Below are 18,310 nucleotides of genomic sequence, written 5' to 3' on the forward strand. Positions count from 1 at the left end.
CGACATGGCGGACTGGCTCGACGACCGCGACCACTGCACCGCCTGCGGACTCCACTGGACGGACTGCCAATGCTGAACCGGCCCCGACCACGCGAACACCGCGACCGGAAACATCCCCGCGACATCCTCGACGGCGACTACAGCGCGGCCAGCATCCTCGCCCACGCAGACGAACTCGCCGACCGCTTCGAACACGACTTCCAGCCCGGATCGCGGCATTGCGTAAAGCGCTGGAGGACGAGCGCGCTGCTCACGAGATCACTGCCGCTCGCCTCGAATCGACGGGCCGTCGAGTCATCAATGAACGCGAGCGGGCGCAACGCGAACGCGAAGCCCGCAAACAGGTCGAGGACGAAGGAGACCACAGGGATGAGCGAGTACACGGCTGAACTTCTCGCCGGCGCCGTCGTCGCATTCACCGACGCCGTGCACGCCCTCGTCGGCCACCGCCCCGACACCATCACCGACGACAACACCACCCGACACATCATCCTCGACGGCCGCTACACCGAACTCACCGAAGCCCGACACGCCCAGCACGACACCAACGGGCTCCGCGGCGTCTACAAAAGCAAACCGCCCCTGTGGATCGACGCCTGTAGCCTCCTCGACCAAATCGACCGCACCGTCCACGAATGGTGGCCCACCCCAGCGCCCGGAGACCCACGCCAACCCGCCACCATCCGACGACTCCACGCCCTCACCGACCACCCCTGGCGGCCCCAAGACCTACCCGGTCTGAACGTCATGACCCGCATCATTCTGGGCTGGGTCGACCGCATCGACACCCTCCTCCCCGCCGAGCCCCTCCACACGTGGGAACTCACCGCGGCCTGCCCCGCCTGCGGTGAAACCACCGTGCTCGTCGAGGACGAGGCAGGGGAGATGGTGCGGCGAGCAGCGTTGCGGGCGACCAAGTCCTCGGCTGTCTGCCAAGCCTGCGACACCAACTGGGCGCCCGAGCATTTCCTCGGTCTCGCGGCGGCGATCGGCGCCAGCCTCCCGGACGGTGTACTCGAATAGGGTGGACACGCCCGATTAGAATAGATGCTATGACTGGTTGGCGGGCGCGGGCGGCCGCGTGGTGGTGGGACTTCCATCAACGGGGCATCTTCACCCACTGTCCGGGCACGTTCTGGTGGTGCGTGATCGACAACGTCGCGCACGGTTGGCCGTTCCGCATCGAAACCGGCGACGAGGACGGCGAGTACCCGGGCGAGCATTGGGTGTGCCGCCGCCACGAGCAAGCCGCGGTCCGCGCGATCAGGAGGCTCGGATGGGGACGCTGAAACCCGGCGACACGGTGACCGTTCCCTTCGGTCCCCGCCGCGACGAAGGCACCGTCATCTATGTCGGTCCCACAGTTGTCCATGTCGCTGTCAACCTCCCCGGCAGTGACGAGCCCGTGGTGAGGCTTTACCGGCTGAGCGAAGTCACGAAGGTCCGTCCAATGACTCGCGCCTCATGGAGAACGAATGAGAATCGTCGGCAAAGCCGAGATCATCTACGTCACCGACCAGGACACCCGGATCGCGATCCGTAACGCCCTCAACGACCTCGGGTGCACGTTCGACGAACTCGCCGACATGCACCGCATCGGCCAGTACGCGTCCCTCCGCCATCGCCTCGCCTGGGCAGCGCTCGGCCGCTACCACGGCGAACTCGGACCAGCAGGAGAACACGAATGACCACCATCTACCTGCTCGAATACCTAGGTGATGAGGATCTCGGCGGACGCTCTTACCCTGTCGCCAGCTTCTCAACGGTCGAGAAGGCGCAAGCCTATGTTGCGAAACGAACCCGCCGCGACGACCTGATCTGGAACACGATGGGTTTCGGACAGGACAACACCCTGTACACGCACATCGAAACCCCCAGTCCTGACATCGATGACGACGACTACTACGCCGTCGACGGCTACTACATCACCACACACACCCTCGACCCCGAACCCGGAGACGACGATGACTGAAGAAGAGAGCAGTTCATGACTGCCTTCGAGGTGTTGCAGCCGTCCCGGATCGCAGTTTGTGGTGACTGGCATGCGAACGCCGCCTACGCACGCAAAACCATCACCTACGCAGCCCAGCAGGGTGCACAGATGATCCTGCATGTCGGCGACTTCGCCTACGACATGCGCGAGAACTTCGACGGGTCACCAGACTTCCTCGATCACGTCCAAGACGCACTCGAAGAGACCGGCCTCGTCCTCGGCTGGGTCGACGGCAACCACGACAACCACACCCTGCTCGCCGAACTCGTCAGGGACCACGGCCACACCGCCATCCCCATCCGGCCCCGCATCTGGTACCTGCCCCGCGGATACCGATGGACCTGGAACGGAGTCCGCTTACTCGCGATGGGCGGCGCGCACAGCGTTGACCGGCCCTGGCGTCGCCCACACATCGAATGGTGGCCAGGCGAAACCATCACCACAGCCGACGCCCTCCGCGCCTGTGAAGGCGGACCCGCCGACATCATGATCTGCCACGACGTACCCGCCGGCATCCGAATCCCGTGCATCGAAGGCAACCCATTCAGGTTCCCTGAGGCCCAGATCTACGCAGCCGAACTCAACCGTCGCGTCCTCCGCGGGGTCGTCGACGTCGTGCAACCGAAGCGCCTGTTCGCTGGCCACTACCACTGCCGCCTCGACACCAGATTGAACGGTGAACGCTACTCGACCATGGTGCACATCCTCGACGGAGACCACGCACCCATCGCCGACAACACCGCCATCATCGACATGCAGTGAATGCAGACTAGACCGGAGTATAGACACTAAACTATGCTTGGGTCATGTACTGCTCTCTCCGGGTGCCACTGCTGCGCTGGTGGCTCAGCATCCAAACCCACTACCCCGACCCGGACGGGGAACCCCGGTGGGGACACGCCCGCGGCCGCTGCCGTGAACACGTGTGGTTGATGCCGCTCGGCCCCTGGGACATCACCCTCCACGGGCGCGCACAGCCCTACTGGAAGTTGGTCGGGTTCGAGCGCAAGCCGTCGGTGGATTGGATGCTCGACGAGTTCGACGCCAGCTTCAACGAGTTCGCTGCCGCGTCGCTGCGCTATCACCTCGACTACAGCGTCCTCGACCGCGAGCGGTTCCGTGAATCGTTCGAAGACCTGATCGCCCGTCTGTCGGAACCGAGACCGCGCTTCACTGAGGAAGAAATGGCTGTGCTGGAGCCGCCCGGAGAGTTCATTCCGCAACCTGACGGCAGCTTCCGCATGAAGCCCCGAGTAGGCGAGGAGCGGGCGATCTACGACGCCCAACAGGCCCGCGAAGACGCCTGGCATGAACGCATCCAGCAGGCACGCCACGACTTCATCGACATCCTGCCGCACCTCTGGAGCTGAACCATGAGCCACACGATCATCAAACCGACCCGTGACGAGGACTTCTACGTCGTCTACTCGTCCGTCATGGACGCGCCGATCCGGTGCGGCAGTCGAGCCGAGCTGGAATCGACCTACGAGCACGCCGCAGCCGACAGGTTCGCGCGCGCCGACGAGACAGGCACATCCTCCAAGCTCGGATGGTACGGGTTCGACAATCGGCCCTCGCGAATCGTTGCCGCGGATTACGGCGTGAGCCACACCGCAATCCTGCGGATTCGGCGAAACGCAAAGTGGGCAGCCTGATGGGCGCTACTACCAAGATCGAGTGGACTGATTCAACTTGGTCGCCGGTAACAGGCTGCGACAAGGTCTCGCCGGGCTGTGACCACTGCTACGCCGAGGGCATCGCGCACCGGTTCGCGGGAACGCCGCAGTTTCCCAACGGATTCGGGGTGACGTTGCGGCCGGAGCGGTTGGGTGAACCTCTGCGGTGGAGGAAGCCGCGGCGCGTGTTCGTCAACAGCATGTCGGACCTGTTCCACAAGGACGTGCCTGACGAGTTCATCGCGCGGGTTTTCGCGACGATGGCGCGAGCGCCGCAGCACACGTTCCAGATCCTGACGAAGCGGCCGGGCCGCATGCGGTCTCTACTCGGCGACCGGGTCGACGGCGCGCAGCGGCTCCTCGAAGCCGCGACGGACGAGGACACGGCGACCGCGATCTACGACGCGCCGTGGCCGCTCCCGAACGTGTGGCTCGGCGTCTCCGCCGAGAACCAGCACTGGGCGAACCTCCGCATTCCTACCCTGCTTGGTACCTCGGCTGCCGTCCGCTTCGTCAGCGCCGAACCGCTTCTCGGGCCGGTGGACCTCACCAGAATCCCGTTCCAGGCAGGCACCGCCACGCATCTCGACGCCCTGAATGGGCGGTACGGGCACCCCGGCCGGTGGGAAGCCGCTGCGGAAAAGCTCGACTGGGTGATCGTCGGCGGGGAATCGGGCCGCGGCGCCCGGCCGATGCACCCCGAGTGGGCCCGCTCGCTGCGCGACCAGTGCACCGCCGCCGGGGTGCCGTTTTTATTCAAGCAATGGGGTGAGTACATCACCACCGAGCAGATGACCGAGGCCACCTACATGACATGGGACATCGAGCACGGCAGCGCTCAGTACCACCCGTCTGTGCAATGGCGCGTCGAATCCACAGCAGAGCGGATGGCGATCCACAGGCTGTGGAAACACCCCACCACCGAGGACGAACGCCAAGTCCGTGCCGACATCACCTCCACCGCAGCAGATTTCGAGTCCGCCCACGCACACGGTGACGAGTTCGGTGCCCGCCTCCACCTCGACCGCCTGCGCCAACTCGTACTCCGCGCCATGACCTACCTCGACGACCGAATGGAATCAGCCGCCCAATGACCTTCTGGACCGACGTCGCCGACTGGAACCACACCGCAGGCGTACCCCTCCGCCCCACTCCCGGATGGGTCAACCAAGCCGACCTCGACCTGGCCTACCGCCTCGTCAAAGAAGAACGCGACGAACTCGCAACCGCGCTCCGCGAACGCGACATGATCGAAACGGCCGACGCCATCGCTGACGGGCTCTGGGTACGCGCAGGACTGCTGCTGCGGCTCGGTCTCGCCCGCGACTACATCGACCTCATCACCCCCTCACCACACCCGCCCACCTGGGAAGACCTGCCCGACGCAGCGATGGAAACCGTCATCGACGAACTCCACGCCACCGACAACCGACTGCGGCGCGCGATCCACGCCCGGAACCTGATCGACACCGACGTGCTCGGGCATCGCGGCATGTACCAGCTGTCCGCCCTCGCTGTCCTGCTGCGGATACCACTGGACCGGGTGTGGGCCGAGGTCGCGCGATCCAACTTCGCGAAATTCGTGGACGGCAAGGTCATTCGACGGGACGACGGCAAGATCTTGAAGCCTGCCGACTGGACGCCGCCCGACATCCGCGGCGCACTCCAAGTGGAGGCAGTGTAGTGGGGAAGATGACGAAGCAGCAGGAGAAGCTGCACGCTGAAGCGCTTGCTCTCGTCGATCTCGACCGTGATCTCACCGAGGACGAGAAGTCGTTTGTGCTCGACAACTTCCAGGAGATGTCGACTGCCGCGAACTCCACGCACGGGGCGTTTTTCACCCCGGCAGGGTTGGCGCAAGACTTCTCTGTCGAGTTGACCGGCCGGTTCGGTCGGTTGATCGACCTCGGCGCGGGGATCGGACGTCTCTCGCACGGGTGCCGTAACCGCTGGGCCGGCGACCCGGAGCGCGAGTTCGTGTGCGTGGAGCGCAATCCCGACTACGTACGTGTCGGCCGGAAGATCCTGCCCGAAGCGACCTGGATTTGCGGCGACATCCTCGACGTGCCCGACATGGGGCTGGGGTGGTTCGATGTGGCGATCGGAAACCCGCCGTTCGGGGCGATCAAACGATCCAAGAACGCGCCCGGCTGCACGTCCCGAAAGTTCGAGTACCACGTGATCGCGGTCGCCGCGCAGGTGGCCGACTATGGGGTGTTCATCATTCCGCAAATGTCGGCGCCGTTCGACTACAGCGGCAAACCGTTTTACCAGGACGGGACCGGCGGCCGCGAGTACGACAAGTTCGTACGGGAAACGGGGATCGTGTTGGAGCCGAACTGCGGCATCGACACCAGCTCCCACCAGGAGGACTGGCATGGGGTATCGCCAGCTACGGAGATCGTGACCGTCGACTTCACAGCCTGCAACCTCGCCGTCGCGCCCGCGGGAGCAAAGGGCGAGCTTGTCCAGCAGATCGGATTGTTCGAGGCGGCAGCGTGACCGTGATGTACTTCCGGGCCCGCCTGCGGGACGACGGCGCCAGCGCAATCGAGTGCGTCAACCCGCTGCCACGCATCTCGATCACCCAGGAGTTCCTTGCCGAATTACCCAGCGAGTTCGTGTCCAGGGACGGCAACCCGGTCACATTCCGCTGCGCGAACGGGACATGGACGTACCGCCTTCTCGAACCTGCACGGTCGGCGCCGAACCGGTCCGTGTTTCGAGCCGTACCCGTCGAACACCAGGAGGCGGCATGAAACTCGGCGACCGGATCAAAGCCTACGAGGCCGCCTCGAACTACCGGCTCACGCCGAACTCGTGCGTGTTCCTGCGGGTCGACGGCAAGGCGTTCCACACGTTCACGCGCGGCATGCGGCGGCCGTTCGACCCCGTCCTCATGCAGACGATGGTCGACGCCGCGGTGGAAACTGCACGGGAGATGCAGGGATTCAAGCTCGGCTATGTCCAGTCGGATGAGGCGACGTTCCTGCTGACCGATTTCGATACGCACGACACGGCCGGCTGGTTCGGGTACGAGGTGAACAAGCTGGTGTCGATCTCGGCGTCGACGATGACGATGCACTTCAACCGGCTGTTCCGAGAGAAGCCGACGGCGGTGTTCGATTCGCGGGCGTTCGTGGTGCCACAGCCGGACGCGCCGAACGTGTTCGTGTGGCGCCAGCAGGACTGGGCGCGGAACTCGTTGCAGATGCTGGCGCGCGCGCACTTCTCACACCGTGAGCTGCACGGGAAGAACCGGACGGCGATCCACGACATGCTGCACGCAAGGGGCATCAACTGGGCGGCCCTGTCCATGCGAGAGAAGAACGGCACCTTCATCCTCGCCGACAAATCCATCCATCATGAGCAGTGGACCTGGACAGACATCAACGAGTACTTGAGGTCCGTCACACCTGCCGAACAGAACGCCGCCTGACCGCGAACCCCACTCAACAGGCCCTAACCCTCTCTGACTAGGGTTAGGGCCTGTTGTCTATCCCCCGCCAGCCCTGGACAGGAGCACTGCCGCATGTCAAAGACCAAATCCAAGGTGGACACCGTTGCCAACCTCGCCAAGCGCCGGGGGCTGGTGTACCCGTGCGGTGAGATCTACGGAGGCACCAAGTCGGCCTGGGACTACGGGCCGCTCGGGGTGGAGCTGAAGGAGAACATCAAGCGGCAGTGGTGGCGGTCGATGGTGACCAGCCGCGAGGACGTCGTCGGCCTGGACTCCTCGGTGATCCTGCCGCGTCAGGTCTGGGAGGCCTCCGGCCACGTCGCCACCTTCACCGACCCGCTGGTCGAGTCGCTGATCACGCACAAGCGCTACCGCGCCGACCATCTGCTGGAGGCGTACGAGGAGAAGCACGGCCACCCGCCGGCCAACGGCCTGGCCGACATCCGCGACCCCGAGACCGGCGAGCCCGGCCGGTGGACCGAGCCGCGCAACTTCTCCGGCCTGCTCAAGACCTTCCTGGGCCCGGTCGACGACGAGGAGGGCCTGCACTACCTGCGCCCGGAGACCGCCCAGGGCATCTTCATCAACTACAAGAACGTCGAGACCACCGCGCGCAAGAAGCCGCCGTTCGGCATCGCCCAGATCGGCAAGAGCTTCCGCAACGAGATCACCCCGGGCAACTTCATCTTCCGCACCCGCGAGTTCGAGCAGATGGAGATGGAGTTCTTCGTCAAGCCGGGCGAGGACGAGCAGTGGCACCAGTACTGGATCGACACCCGGCTGGCCTGGTACACCGACCTGGGTATCGACCCGGAGAACCTGCGCCTCTACGAGCACCCGAAGGAGAAGCTGTCGCACTACTCGACGCGCACCGTCGACATCGAGTACCGCTTCCGCTTCCAGGGCAGCGAGTGGGGTGAGCTGGAGGGCGTCGCCAACCGCACCGACTACGACCTCAAGACGCACTCCGAGCACTCGGGCACCGAGCTGAGCTACTTCGACCAGGCCAACAACGAGCGCTACATCCCCTACGTCATCGAGCCGGCGGCCGGTCTGACCCGCTCGCTGATGGCGTTCCTCGTCGACGCCTACGCCGAGGACGAGGCGCCCAACGCCAAGGGCGGAGTGGACGTGCGCACGGTGCTGCGCCTTGACCGCAGGCTCGCCCCGGTCAAGGCCGCCGTGCTGCCGCTCTCGCGCAACGCCGACCTCACCCCGAAGGCCAAGGATCTGGCCGCGCAGCTGCGCAAGCACTGGAACGTGGAGTTCGACGACGCGGGTGCGATCGGCCGCCGCTACCGCCGCCAGGACGAGATCGGCACCCCGTTCTGCATCACGGTGGATTTTGATTCGTTGGAGGATCAGGCGGTGACGGTGCGTGAGCGGGATTCGATGTCGCAGGAGCGGGTGTCGTTGGCGCGGGTGGAGGAGTATTTGGCGGGGCAATTGATCGGCGTCTAGTTGCTGGTGCAGGGTGGAGTCAATCCTTCAACGAAATTTGTAACATAATTGTTACAAACGATTGGGCTTCCGCCGCCGATCATGCCCTACCATCTGATTTGCGGGTGAGTTGTACCCAAAAGCAGATTGCCCCAGTTTTGGCATCTCCACTTGCCTTGGTCGCCCGTGGTGCTGCCACCACACTCCTTCAGTGGATCGGCCCAAGGAATCCACAACTTCATATCGGTTTCCCCGCTAGCTCAATGGAAAGAGTGCCGGCGCTTGCGCCTCGGATGGTGCGGCCAGGGTGGGTCCGCGTTCGAATCGCGGGCGGGGAGCAAAGCGTGGCCTAGCTAGCCGCGCTGGTGGTGACAGAGTGAGCGGCTACTGCGTGATCGGGCCGCGAATGTGTGCGACTGTCGGGAACCTGACGGGCGAGTGCCTGAGGGGAAGCCTTAGCGGGCGGAAACCGATGCCTCAGCGGGCAAGTCGCAGCACCGGGAATTACATAGCCTTACGGTCCATGCCCCGGACGGAGAGCTAGGAACTCTCCCCACCCCTTAACTTGGCCTGGTCTATTGCGGTAGGTCGGGTAGTGGCTGATCGGATTACTCGCCGGACGACGAGGCCGGTCAGCTGCGATGAGCGGTAACGGTAGAGGGCTTTCCGTTTTCGGCTGATGGTCCTCACTGGCGGATGGTGTGGCTACGGCAGCCATCCGCCACCGCGTAAGCGTTGCGGCACCACGGGATGCCGAGCAGTGAGGTAACGGCTCACCAGTCCCGTTCGCGGGGCGACTACAGGGCAGGTGGCCGGACGGCGTGATCCCTTCGGCGCCTGCCGCATAGCGGTGTGGAGAAGGTCGGTTAACTCGCCAGTCTCATAAGCTGGAGTCTCGCGTTCAAATCGCGACACCGCCACGAAATAGCCTGCCCTCCCGGCAACGGCAGCCAGGCTATCCCCTTCTTGCCGGTCGACCGCGCCCGTCTTTCGGGTGGGGGCGGCCGGTGTTCTCTTGCCGACCCGATGTCAGGAGGCGTGATGGCTGATCCTGACGGCAAGACCGGTGCGTCCCGTGAGCTGAACGAATACTGGACGACCGGTGAAGGCAAAGCCAAGTGGGCGACCTCCGAGCATCCGTTCATCACGTTGCAAACACTGCTGCTGCAACACATGTCGCTGCGTGAAGCGTCCGGGCTCGCAGCCCGCTACTACCGGATCGTGTTCGGGCGCTGGCCCGGCGGCGGCAAACGACGCTCGTGACCGGACTGGTGCAAGCTAAGTGACCCCGGCGGCTTCGAGGTCGTCAAGCACCTGCCCCACCCGATCGCGGATAGCGTTCATCGTCGGCAGCAGGTGCTCGAAGCGGTTGCTGTCGGGCAAGTCGATCGAGATGTGGTAGCCGATCTGCCCAATCTTGATCAGATGATGAGGGTGTCTCGTCAGCTGTGGGACGGTAGCGCGGAACACCCATGCCGCGAGTTCGTATCCAGGTCGCAGCTCGCCGTCGGGGGGACTGTCATCCCGCACGAACTCGAACTCGTCCGAGTAGACTACGTCGCTTTCGATGAAGGCACTGTTCGTGACGAGCATCAGCCGGTGCTTGTCGTGGTTCACAAGCCTGTTCAACTGGGCCAAAGGATGGTCGAGCGGGTCGGGGAGAAGACCCGGCTGGTGTTTCTCCAGCACATCCAAGACTGGCGCCGAAAACCAAGTCTGGTCCTGGATCTTCTTCTCCGATTCGATGATCGGGAATTTCACGTTCCGTTCATCCCTAAGCGACAATGCAATGCCGTTCTTCGCACAGTGCTCAACCACATGTGGGGGCTGCTGCAGGGGTAGGTGACACCTGATGTGGCTTGCCTTCGGGTGGGCTGGAAGGATGTCGCTGTGCCCAAGCCTTATCCCCGCGAGTTCCGTGACGATGTCGTCCGGGTGGCTCGCAACCGTGATGACGGGGTGACGTTGGAGCAGGTCGCCGCGGATTTCGGGATCCACCCGATGACGCTGTCGAAATGGATGCGGCAAACCGATGTCGACGATGGTGTGAAACCGGGCATGACCTCAAGCGAGGCGGCGGAGCTTCGGGAAGCCAGGCGCCGGATTCGGCTGCTGGAGCAGGAGAACGAGGTTCTCAAACGAGCCGCCGCCTATTTTGCGCAGGCGAATCTGCCGGGAAAATGACCTACCCGCTCGTCCGTGAGCTGGCCGACGACGGGATTCCCGTCGCGGTGACGTGCCGGGTGTTGGGGCTGGCCCGCCAGCCCTACTACCGGTGGCTCGCCGAACCGGTTACGACTGCCGAACTCGACGAGGCGTATCGAGCGAACGCGCTGTTCGATGCTCACCGTGACGATCCGGAGTTCGGGTACCGGTTTCTCGCTGACGAGGCTCGGGCCGCGGGCGAGCCGATGGCCGATCGCACCGCGTGGCGGATCTGCTCGGCACGAGGTTGGTGGAGCGTGTTCGGCAAGAAGCGCGGCGGGAAGGGCAGACCGGGCCCGCCGGTGCACGAGGACCTGGTCCGCCGCAACTTCACCGCCGATGCCCCGAACCAGCTGTGGCTATCGGACATTTCCGAACATTGGACCGGTGAGGGCAAGCTCTACATCTGCGCAGTGAAGGACGTGTTCTCCAACCGGATCGTCGGGTATTCCATCGACTCCCGCATGAAGTCGGTGCTTGCGGTCCGGGCACTCAACAATGCTGTCGCCCGGCGCGGCGACGTTGCCGGATGTGTGCTTCACAGCGACCGCGGGTCGCAATTTCGAAGCCGGAAGTTCGTGCACGCCTTGACTCGTCACGGCATGACAGGGTCGATGGGCAGGGTAGGCGCGGCCGGTGACAACGCCGCGATGGAAAGCTTCTTCGCGCTCTTGCAGCGCAACGTCCTGGACCGCCGATCCTGGTCCACGCGTGAGGAGTTGCGCATCGCGATCGTCACCTGGATCGAACGCACCTACCACCGGCGGCGCCGGCAGACCGGCCTCGGGCGTTTGACGCCCGTCGAATACGAAGTAATCATGACCCCACCGGCCAGTCAGGCCGCGTGACCGAACCTGTCACCGAATCCTGCATCAGTCCCGTGTATACACCGCGTGATCGAGGGCCGCGCGCAGGTTGCCGATGTAATCGGACGCTTGTAGCGCGACCAGGTCAGGCACGGTGGATGCCTCCTTGACCACCACATGACATATGTACTCAGGGTGGTTCCGCTCCCACGCCACCGTGCAGTGGCAAGGATGACCGTCGGCGAAGTCCGTCACGCTCTTCGTGAGCGCCTGGAGGTGCCTCTCGGCATGCTCGAACTTCAAGCGAGCGCTCTCGATCCCCTTGATCGCCATGCCCAGATCGTAGGCGCGAAGCCGCGCTCGATCCAATGACTTAACCGCCCCTACGTGCGCGGTGCGACCTCCCCTGTGAGGTAACGCAGAAGGTAGTCGGTGCCTACCTGGTGACCCCAAACCAACACCGCAAGTTTCGCCACCACCCTCGTGCCCCAATCACCCGGGGCCGCCGCGCCGATCTCACGCCGCGCAGGCCGCAGGGCATCACAGGTGGCGTGACCGCAGGCAGCTGCAAGCGCCGCGGTCGGCCCGCCGGCCGGTTTTCGCTACCTCGGGAGCCGGCGGGCCTCAGCTTCTGTTGATCACGAGCGCCAGGAGGCGCCAATGTCTCGCCGCACCACCGCCGCCGCCTGCGCCGCTTCCCTCGTATTCTGGCTGGGTCCGCTCGGATTCGCCGCCCCCACCGCCGTCGCGGAACCCGACTGCCGTCCACTGGTGATCGGTGTTGGCGGCAACGGCGAGCAGGCCGCCCAAGCTGCTGGCGCCCACACGATGATGGACGCCCACCTCGACCAGGCCGCCGCGGAAGGCGCGCGCGTCGAGTCCCTGGACTACACGTCGAGTGTGTGGCCGACCGGCCCGTACACCAAGGACCAGTCCGTCGCGGAGGGTGAGCAAGCCCTCGCCGCGCGGATCGGCGCCTACCGGCAGGAATGCCCCGGCGGGCATGTGAAGGTGATCGGGCACAGCCTCGGCGCCGAGGTCGCGGGGAATCAAGCGCATCTCGCGGACGAGGTTGTGGTGTACGGTGATCCGCGCCGACCGGGCGGCATCTACGACGCAATCCCTGGCATCTACCCGGGCACGTCGAACCCGGACCATCGTGAGGTGGCCCCGAATGTGACGTCGGTGTGCCACGAGTACGACTTCGTGTGCGACAGCCCCGCCCCCTGGTCGGATCCGGTCCGCTTCGGGTTGGGTGCGCACGGGTTCCTGACCGGCTGGCACGGGTACGCGCCGGGGGAGGGGCAAGACCTCGGTCCGGGTGACCACTTCGTGGAGATGCCGTCCCCGAACCCGAACATCCCCCAGAACACGCCCACGGGACTGCCTCCGATCGAAGAGCCGTTGCCGCTGCCGACGTGGGAGCCGGGTCCGCTGCCGTCCATCCAGGACGTCAACCCGATCATCGATGCGTTCACGCCGGAGCCGTACGCGCCGACCCCGATCCGTGACTATGTGCCCGAGTGGGTGGAGCCGGCGCTTCCGCCGGAGGTGCTGGACCACGTGCCCGGCCCGATCGAGTCATACATTCCCGTCTTGCCGCCGCTTCCACCCTTGCCTGATCTTGGAGTCCGCTTTCCATGAGCTTTGACCTCGCCATTGCCGAAATCGGCCTGTTCAGGGCGCAACGCCGTCTCGCTGCCGCCGGAACCGATGCCGAAAGGGATGCCGGCCGACGCGATATCGCGGATGCGTGCGATTCCCTGGCGGAGGCACAGCGACGGTACGCCGAGGCGGGCCGCGGTTGATGGAGATCAAGGTCTACACCCGTCCGAACTGTCAGCCATGCAAGGCGACGAAGAAGAAGCTCGACCAGCTCGGCGCGGTCTACACCCTCGTCGACGTCACCGAAGATGCGGAGGCACGCGACGCGATCCGCGCACTCGGCTACAAGCAGGCACCCGTGGTCGTCGCCGGTGACCAGCATTGGTCCGGGTTCTCACCCGACAACCTCAAATGGGCGGCGGCGGTGCAGAAGGGCGTGGCGTGATCTCGCAGTGGTGGTCTTTCGCGCTGACCATGATCGGCGTGACCGGGTTGGTTTGCGTCTACCGCTACCCGAAGTCGCTGCTCGGCCCCGGCATCGGTCTCGCCGTACAAGCCCTGTGGATCGCCTACGCCGTCTCCACCCAGCAGTGGTGGTTCCTGCTGTCGGCGTTCACATATGGCGCCGCGAACCTGTACGGAATCCGCTCGCGTCGGAAGTCGGAAGCGCAACAGCACTAGCGACAGGGGCGCGCATGACGCAACAGAAACCCTGGGCGATCAGGCAACTCACCGCAGACGAAGTTCACGGCTGGCCATTGGGTGACCTGATCCACCACGAGGCCGTCGATTGCGTCTGCGGCCCTGAGCGGCACGCCATCACCAACCGCGCTACGGGACGTATTGACGGCTGGCTGATCAGGCACCACAGCCTCGACGGCCGCGAACAGGAGACATCGGATGCCGAGGACGCCTGACCAGGTCGCCGCCGACGACGCCCTCACCGAGGCAATCGACACCGTATGGCGCATCTACAGCGAAGACGACGACCCCGGGCTCCTGCTCGACTACGTCGTTGTCGCTACTCGACGCGGCATCGACGACGATGGCGACACCTGGACATCAGTCGGATCGTTCACCCGCGACGACAGCGTCCCCACACACGTCCAAATGGGACTCCTGCAACACCGGCTCACCCGCCTCAAGCAGAGCCTCGCAGAAAACGACGACGAAGCCTGACCACGGGAGGCCCTGATGAAGTTCCGCCTGAAACTGGGCCCATTCGAACTGTCCATCGACACACCCGAACCCGTGCAGGTGTCACCAACCGACCTGGTCACCGCTCTGTGGTCGGCGCAAACCCAGATGATGGGCGACATCGTGCTGGTACGTGAGGACGAAGCCGAGGACTGACATGGACGGCTACCGGTCCCGGCTCCGCGGCGGCCCCACCTGGCTCGCCCTCCTCACCGTCGTCACCATCTACGAAATCGCCGCCCCCGCAGACGAACTGCTCACCGCAGCCTGCGCCCGCGGCATCACCAAACACCCGGTCCTCACCCGTGCAGCGATCATCACCACCGCAGCACACCTCCTCGGCGCCATCCCTCGCCGACTGGACCCGTTCACGCAGGTGTCGAACCTGCTGCGCCGCTGACCCGCTTGAACAATTTGATCACCCCAGTACGGGACAACCGCAACGCGCCCGCCAACTGCTCCCACGTCGGACGACGCCCCTCCCGGGACCGCAACTCGACCAGCAGAACATCCCGCGCACGCGTGTAGTGGTCGATCTGATCCGCGTAATGCGCCAGCAACGCCAACTGGTCATCCATACCAGCCAGCATACCGAGCATGCACCGCATTCAACAGTGTGCACCCTCGACAACACACTTCACCGGCTTGCCCAGGTGGCAGCCGCCCCACCCCCAACAGATCGCGACCGGCCAGGTGTCGCCGCGCATCCTGGAGGTACGCCAGCATGGCACGCAAACACACACTCTCCCCGGAACAGCGCGCGGGAACCCAAGAACGCCGCAACCGGGCACTCGAACTCCGGCTATCGGGCATCTCGCAAGCCGACATCGCCGAACAGATGGGGGTCAGCCGCACCACCGTCTCCAAATGGATCAGCCACGCCATCCGCGACATCACCCGCGAGAACGCCGAAGAGTACATAGAGATCCAACAGCAGCGGTTCGACGCGATGCTGGCGGGCATCTGGAACGACGCCACACACGGCGACACGTGGAAGATCGACCGCGCGCTCGCGATCGAAGACCAGCGAGCCAAACTCCTCGGCCTGTACAAACACGCCGAGTTGAAGGTAGTCGCAGACGCCAAGGGCAACGTCAGCGAAGAATCCAAGTCGATGGTTGGCCAGCTTGTCGAAGCACTGCACACGGCATACACCCTCGACAAGAACGCTGAGAACAGCGACGAAGACGACGGGGGCGACGAGTGACCCTCGACACGGGAAACCTGTCGATGTCGCGCAAGCAGATCGCCTCCATCGTCGAATGCGAACAAGCCGCGATCAACATCTGGAACGGCGCGATCCGCTCAGGCAAGTCGATCGCCAGCATCGTCGCGTTCTTCATCGGCGTTGCCAAAGCCCCTGAGGACGCCATGCTCGTCATCATCGGCCGAACGTTGCAGACGATCGAGCGCAACATTCTCGAACCGATGCAGAAGAAGTCGCTGTTCGGGCCGCTGGCGAAGGAAATCCACCACACCAGAGGCTCGTCCACGGCCGTCATCCTCGGCCGCATCGTTCACTTGATCGGCGCCAACGACGAATCAGCGGAATCCAAGATCCGCGGCTCCACCATCTACCTCGCCCTCGTCGACGAAGCCACACTGCTGCCGGAGAACTTCTGGACCCAGCTTCAGGGCCGCCTTTCAGAACCTGGCGCGCGCTGCCTGGCGACGACCAACCCCGACAATCCCGAGCACTATCTGAAGAAGAAGTTTATCGACCGCGTCGGCGAAGAGGGCATGGATGTCCAGGTCTGGAACTTCTACATGGAGGACAACCCGCAACTGTCAGCGAAGTACATCGCACGCAAGAAGGCCGAGTTCACCGGCGTCTTCTACAAGCGGTTCATCCTGGGGGAGTGGGTGGCCGCCGAGGGCGCGGTGTTCGACATGTTCGACCGCGAAACCCATGTGATTCCGTGGGAAGAACTGCCGGACATGCGGTGGATCCTCGGTGTCGGGATCGACCACGGCACCACCAACCCCACCCATGCTGTCATGGTCGGGCACGGGGTTGACGACGTTTTGTATGTGATGGACGAGTGGCGGTACAAGGCCGACTCGGAGGCGGCGCGCTGGTCCAACGTCGAACTGTCGAAGGGTGTCCGCGCGTGGATCGACAGCGCACACCATCCCAGCGACGACCCCGACAACCCACCGAAACTGACCGCACCTGTTTTCGTGGACTCCTCGGCACTGGATTTCCGGGTCCAGCTCAAGCAAGACGGCCTGACCAACGCGAAAGCGAACAAGGACGTCACCTACGGGATTCGGACGATGGTTGCGCTCATGGGTGCGGGCAAGCTCAAGTTCACCGACCGATGCCCAGAACTTCTCAAAGAGATCCCCGCCTATGTGTGGGATGAGAAGGCCAGCGCGGAAGGCAAGGACCAGGTCGTGAAGCTGAACGACCACGGTATCGACGCTCTTCGCTATCTGATCGTCACTGCTGAACGGAAGTGGCGCCGCTACATCAAACTCGCGGACGCGGCATAAAACCCCTGGTTGCATAGCAGCGATACCATAGTTTTGATCACAAACTATGGAGGCCGGAATGTCATTCGCAGACGAAGTAGCTGCTTTCGAAAAGCCGCGCCCGCCCTGCAAAACAGGGGAATGGCTCAGCGAACTCGACAAACGTGACGCCGCCGCATTCACCGAGTTCCTGGAACGAGGCGGCGCCGTCGCAGACCTCCACACCATCGCGGTCCGCAACGGCTGCCCCGCACGCGAAACCCAGTTCCGTCGCCACTGCCGCCGCCGCTGCTCCTGCTACCCCCGACAGGAGAAAACCGCGTGAGCCTCGCCGACGACCTCTCCAAACAGCCCACCGCGCAAGAGGTCGAATACCGGCCCCGCACCGAGTTCGACGGCCAACAGGGCTACGTCCAGACAGGCGCACTGGCCCAACCGCCCACCTCCTACACCGACCTGCTCGAACAGTTCGGCTACAACCCCGATGAGGTGCAGATCGTCGGCCACCCGCGTGTATCCCGCTGGCAGGGGTTCAACGGCGAATGGCTAGCCGCCTACCGGTTCCACATCGCCCCCAAAACCGCGCCGTCCAACCTCGACGAACTCATCAACCGAGTCAACGAGCACCAACCGCACAACCCAGTCGGCGGCGGCCCACACTTCTTCGTCTACCAAGCCGGAGACCTCCAACTAGGCAAACGCTCCCGCGACGGAAGCACCGAACAGATCGTCGCCCGCTACCTCGACAGTGTCGACGCAGCGGTCACCGAGTTCGGGCATCTGACCCGCCACGGTATCGAGGGCGTCCAAATCTCCATGCCAGGAGACTGCATCGAAGGCTCGGTGTCGCAGAACTCGAAGAACCTGTGGCTGACCCAGGAAACCGTGACCGAGCAAGTCCGGATCCTGCGCCGCCTCATGCTCCACACCGTCGAACAGTTCGCGCCACTGACCAACAAGGTGTATTTGGACGTCGTCAACGGCAACCACGACGAGCACTCCCGCGCCCAGAACTTCTACCCCGGCGACGGATGGGCCACCGAAGCCGCGATCGCGGTATCGGACGCCCTCGAAATGAACCCTGCCGCGTTCGGGCACGTCGAAGTGCGGGTGCCGAACAAGTGGAACGGCAGCATGACCGTCCCCGTCGGCTCCACCACCGTCACCGTCGTCCACGGCCACCAATGGCGCATCGGACAAGGCTTCAAATGGTGGCAGGAACAGTGCTTCGGCAACCAAAACCCCGCCGGCGCACAAGTATTGCAGCACGGACACCAGCACTCCTGGGAGGTCCAGACCAGCGCTCAACGGATCCGCATCTCCTCCTCGACGTTCGATTGCGGATCCGACTGGTACCGCGACGCCCACGGCCAAGACGCCAAACGCGGCGGCCTGACCTACCTACTCCGCGACGGCGAAGTCTCCCGAATGAGCCTCGTCTGATGCGCGGACC

30 protein-coding genes and 1 tRNA gene are annotated in these 18,310 nt (G+C 64.3%); 27 read left to right on the forward strand and 4 right to left on the reverse strand.

Annotated elements, in window-relative coordinates:
• The first annotated feature begins 69 nt into the window (after window positions 1-69).
• The 15 genes from AMO33_RS28900 (at window position 70) to AMO33_RS28970 (ending at window position 9,832) form a co-directional block, all read left to right on the forward strand.
• On the forward strand, window positions 70-1,023 hold the full coding sequence (locus AMO33_RS28900) for a DUF7341 domain-containing protein (protein ID WP_139337605.1): 954 nt from the start codon (window positions 70-72) through the stop codon (window positions 1,021-1,023).
• Window positions 1,024-1,052: 29 nt separating this feature from the next.
• The gene (locus tag AMO33_RS28905) at window positions 1,053-1,289 is read left to right on the forward strand and encodes a hypothetical protein (RefSeq protein ID WP_060594960.1); all 237 of its coding nucleotides are present in this window, start codon (window positions 1,053-1,055) and stop codon (window positions 1,287-1,289) included.
• Window positions 1,290-1,475: 186 nt separating this feature from the next.
• The gene (locus AMO33_RS28910) at window positions 1,476-1,688 is read left to right on the forward strand and encodes a hypothetical protein (protein ID WP_060594961.1); all 213 of its coding nucleotides are present in this window, start codon (window positions 1,476-1,478) and stop codon (window positions 1,686-1,688) included.
• Complete coding sequence (locus AMO33_RS28915) at window positions 1,685-1,972, forward strand: hypothetical protein (protein ID WP_060594962.1); 288 nt, start codon at window positions 1,685-1,687, stop codon at window positions 1,970-1,972. The genes AMO33_RS28910 and AMO33_RS28915 overlap by 4 nt, the downstream gene beginning before the upstream one ends.
• Window positions 1,973-1,987: 15 nt before the next feature.
• Window positions 1,988-2,755 (forward strand): metallophosphoesterase family protein, encoded by a 768-nt coding sequence (locus AMO33_RS28920; protein ID WP_060594963.1) that lies wholly within the window; start codon window positions 1,988-1,990, stop codon window positions 2,753-2,755.
• A 44-nt stretch (window positions 2,756-2,799) separates the two neighbouring features.
• Window positions 2,800-3,363 (forward strand): hypothetical protein, encoded by a 564-nt coding sequence (locus tag AMO33_RS28925; protein ID WP_060594964.1) that lies wholly within the window; start codon window positions 2,800-2,802, stop codon window positions 3,361-3,363.
• A gap of 3 nt (window positions 3,364-3,366) precedes the next feature.
• Window positions 3,367-3,648 carry a hypothetical protein gene (locus AMO33_RS28930; protein ID WP_060594965.1) on the forward strand — a complete coding sequence of 94 codons (282 nt, stop codon included), beginning with the start codon at window positions 3,367-3,369 and terminating at the stop codon, window positions 3,646-3,648.
• Window positions 3,648-4,763 carry a DUF5131 family protein gene (locus tag AMO33_RS28935; RefSeq protein ID WP_240327573.1) on the forward strand — a complete coding sequence of 372 codons (1,116 nt, stop codon included), beginning with the start codon at window positions 3,648-3,650 and terminating at the stop codon, window positions 4,761-4,763. Before AMO33_RS28930 ends, AMO33_RS28935 begins: the two co-directional genes overlap by 1 nt.
• Window positions 4,760-5,353, forward strand: coding sequence for a pyrophosphohydrolase domain-containing protein (locus tag AMO33_RS28940; RefSeq protein WP_060594966.1), 594 nt, complete (start codon window positions 4,760-4,762; stop codon window positions 5,351-5,353). The genes AMO33_RS28935 and AMO33_RS28940 overlap by 4 nt, the downstream gene beginning before the upstream one ends.
• A gap of 8 nt (window positions 5,354-5,361) precedes the next feature.
• The gene (locus tag AMO33_RS28945) at window positions 5,362-6,171 is read left to right on the forward strand and encodes a class I SAM-dependent methyltransferase (protein ID WP_240327347.1); all 810 of its coding nucleotides are present in this window, start codon (window positions 5,362-5,364) and stop codon (window positions 6,169-6,171) included.
• Window positions 6,168-6,428, forward strand: coding sequence for a hypothetical protein (locus tag AMO33_RS28950; protein ID WP_060594968.1), 261 nt, complete (start codon window positions 6,168-6,170; stop codon window positions 6,426-6,428). The genes AMO33_RS28945 and AMO33_RS28950 overlap by 4 nt, the downstream gene beginning before the upstream one ends.
• Entirely contained in the window at window positions 6,425-7,108 is a 684-nt protein-coding gene (locus AMO33_RS28955) for a tRNA(His) guanylyltransferase Thg1 family protein (protein WP_060594969.1), read from the forward strand. Before AMO33_RS28950 ends, AMO33_RS28955 begins: the two co-directional genes overlap by 4 nt.
• Window positions 7,109-7,201: 93 nt before the next feature.
• Complete coding sequence (locus tag AMO33_RS28960; protein ID WP_060594970.1) at window positions 7,202-8,590, forward strand: glycine--tRNA ligase; 1,389 nt, start codon at window positions 7,202-7,204, stop codon at window positions 8,588-8,590.
• An 825-nt stretch (window positions 8,591-9,415) separates the two neighbouring features.
• Window positions 9,416-9,489: transfer RNA gene (locus tag AMO33_RS28965), tRNA-Met, on the forward strand.
• 121 nt (window positions 9,490-9,610) lie between these two features.
• Window positions 9,611-9,832: a hypothetical protein gene (locus AMO33_RS28970; RefSeq protein WP_060594971.1), complete on the forward strand. Its 222-nt coding sequence runs from the start codon at window positions 9,611-9,613 to the stop codon at window positions 9,830-9,832.
• A gap of 15 nt (window positions 9,833-9,847) precedes the next feature.
• Here AMO33_RS28970 and AMO33_RS28975 read toward each other — a convergent pair whose 3' ends face one another.
• Window positions 9,848-10,330, reverse strand: coding sequence for a hypothetical protein (locus tag AMO33_RS28975; protein WP_060594972.1), 483 nt, complete (start codon window positions 10,328-10,330; stop codon window positions 9,848-9,850).
• A gap of 129 nt (window positions 10,331-10,459) precedes the next feature.
• Between AMO33_RS28975 and AMO33_RS28985 the strand changes: the two genes are divergently transcribed.
• Window positions 10,460-11,622 (forward strand): IS3 family transposase gene (locus tag AMO33_RS28985; protein WP_098087181.1). Its coding sequence is split into 2 segments (ribosomal slippage): window positions 10,460-10,744 and window positions 10,747-11,622, totalling 1,161 coding nucleotides; the frame shifts between segments, so codons are not numbered across the junction.
• 24 nt (window positions 11,623-11,646) lie between these two features.
• Here the strand turns inward: AMO33_RS28985 and AMO33_RS28990 are convergent.
• Window positions 11,647-11,913 (reverse strand): hypothetical protein, encoded by a 267-nt coding sequence (locus AMO33_RS28990; RefSeq protein WP_060594973.1) that lies wholly within the window; start codon window positions 11,911-11,913, stop codon window positions 11,647-11,649.
• 327 nt (window positions 11,914-12,240) lie between these two features.
• Between AMO33_RS28990 and AMO33_RS28995 the strand changes: the two genes are divergently transcribed.
• From AMO33_RS28995 to AMO33_RS29020, 8 genes are read left to right on the forward strand one after another with little or no spacing between them, the layout of a single operon-like run.
• Window positions 12,241-13,224, forward strand: a complete 984-nt coding sequence (locus tag AMO33_RS28995; RefSeq protein WP_060594974.1) for a cutinase family protein — start codon at window positions 12,241-12,243, stop codon at window positions 13,222-13,224.
• A complete protein-coding gene (locus tag AMO33_RS31890) occupies window positions 13,221-13,388 on the forward strand; it encodes a hypothetical protein (protein ID WP_157838415.1) in 168 nt (55 codons plus the stop codon). Before AMO33_RS28995 ends, AMO33_RS31890 begins: the two co-directional genes overlap by 4 nt.
• The gene (locus AMO33_RS29000; RefSeq protein ID WP_060594975.1) at window positions 13,388-13,630 is read left to right on the forward strand and encodes a glutaredoxin family protein; all 243 of its coding nucleotides are present in this window, start codon (window positions 13,388-13,390) and stop codon (window positions 13,628-13,630) included. Before AMO33_RS31890 ends, AMO33_RS29000 begins: the two co-directional genes overlap by 1 nt.
• On the forward strand, window positions 13,627-13,866 hold the full coding sequence (locus AMO33_RS29005) for a hypothetical protein (protein WP_060594976.1): 240 nt from the start codon (window positions 13,627-13,629) through the stop codon (window positions 13,864-13,866). The genes AMO33_RS29000 and AMO33_RS29005 overlap by 4 nt, the downstream gene beginning before the upstream one ends.
• 14 nt (window positions 13,867-13,880) lie before the next feature.
• Window positions 13,881-14,102 carry a hypothetical protein gene (locus tag AMO33_RS29010; RefSeq protein WP_060594977.1) on the forward strand — a complete coding sequence of 74 codons (222 nt, stop codon included), beginning with the start codon at window positions 13,881-13,883 and terminating at the stop codon, window positions 14,100-14,102.
• Complete coding sequence (locus tag AMO33_RS29015; protein ID WP_011210472.1) at window positions 14,086-14,364, forward strand: DUF7213 family protein; 279 nt, start codon at window positions 14,086-14,088, stop codon at window positions 14,362-14,364. Before AMO33_RS29010 ends, AMO33_RS29015 begins: the two co-directional genes overlap by 17 nt.
• A 15-nt stretch (window positions 14,365-14,379) precedes the next feature.
• Window positions 14,380-14,538 (forward strand): hypothetical protein, encoded by a 159-nt coding sequence (locus AMO33_RS31895; protein WP_159005536.1) that lies wholly within the window; start codon window positions 14,380-14,382, stop codon window positions 14,536-14,538.
• A gap of 1 nt (window position 14,539) precedes the next feature.
• Entirely contained in the window at window positions 14,540-14,782 is a 243-nt protein-coding gene (locus tag AMO33_RS29020) for a DUF7427 family protein (RefSeq protein ID WP_060594978.1), read from the forward strand.
• On the opposite strand, the gene AMO33_RS31900 is transcribed toward AMO33_RS29020, so the two are convergent.
• Window positions 14,751-14,981 carry a hypothetical protein gene (locus AMO33_RS31900; protein WP_159033828.1) on the reverse strand — a complete coding sequence of 77 codons (231 nt, stop codon included), beginning with the start codon at window positions 14,979-14,981 and terminating at the stop codon, window positions 14,751-14,753. The two genes, AMO33_RS29020 and AMO33_RS31900, sit on opposite strands and share 32 nt — an antisense overlap.
• A gap of 125 nt (window positions 14,982-15,106) precedes the next feature.
• Between AMO33_RS31900 and AMO33_RS29025 the strand changes: the two genes are divergently transcribed.
• Window positions 15,107-15,589 (forward strand): helix-turn-helix domain-containing protein, encoded by a 483-nt coding sequence (locus tag AMO33_RS29025; RefSeq protein ID WP_060594979.1) that lies wholly within the window; start codon window positions 15,107-15,109, stop codon window positions 15,587-15,589.
• Window positions 15,586-16,878 (forward strand): PBSX family phage terminase large subunit, encoded by a 1,293-nt coding sequence (locus AMO33_RS29030; RefSeq protein WP_240327350.1) that lies wholly within the window; start codon window positions 15,586-15,588, stop codon window positions 16,876-16,878. The genes AMO33_RS29025 and AMO33_RS29030 overlap by 4 nt, the downstream gene beginning before the upstream one ends.
• A gap of 61 nt (window positions 16,879-16,939) precedes the next feature.
• Here AMO33_RS29030 and AMO33_RS31905 read toward each other — a convergent pair whose 3' ends face one another.
• On the reverse strand, window positions 16,940-17,134 hold the full coding sequence (locus AMO33_RS31905) for a hypothetical protein (RefSeq protein ID WP_139337619.1): 195 nt from the start codon (window positions 17,132-17,134) through the stop codon (window positions 16,940-16,942).
• Window positions 17,135-17,178: 44 nt separating this feature from the next.
• On the opposite strand from AMO33_RS31905, the gene AMO33_RS29035 reads away from it, so the two are divergent.
• Entirely contained in the window at window positions 17,179-18,300 is a 1,122-nt protein-coding gene (locus tag AMO33_RS29035; protein ID WP_060594980.1) for a hypothetical protein, read from the forward strand.
• Window positions 18,301-18,310 lie beyond the last annotated feature (10 nt).

It is taken from the genome of Nocardia farcinica (assembly GCF_001182745.1).
In the GTDB taxonomy this organism is placed as follows: Bacteria; Actinomycetota; Actinomycetes; order Mycobacteriales; family Mycobacteriaceae; genus Nocardia; species Nocardia farcinica.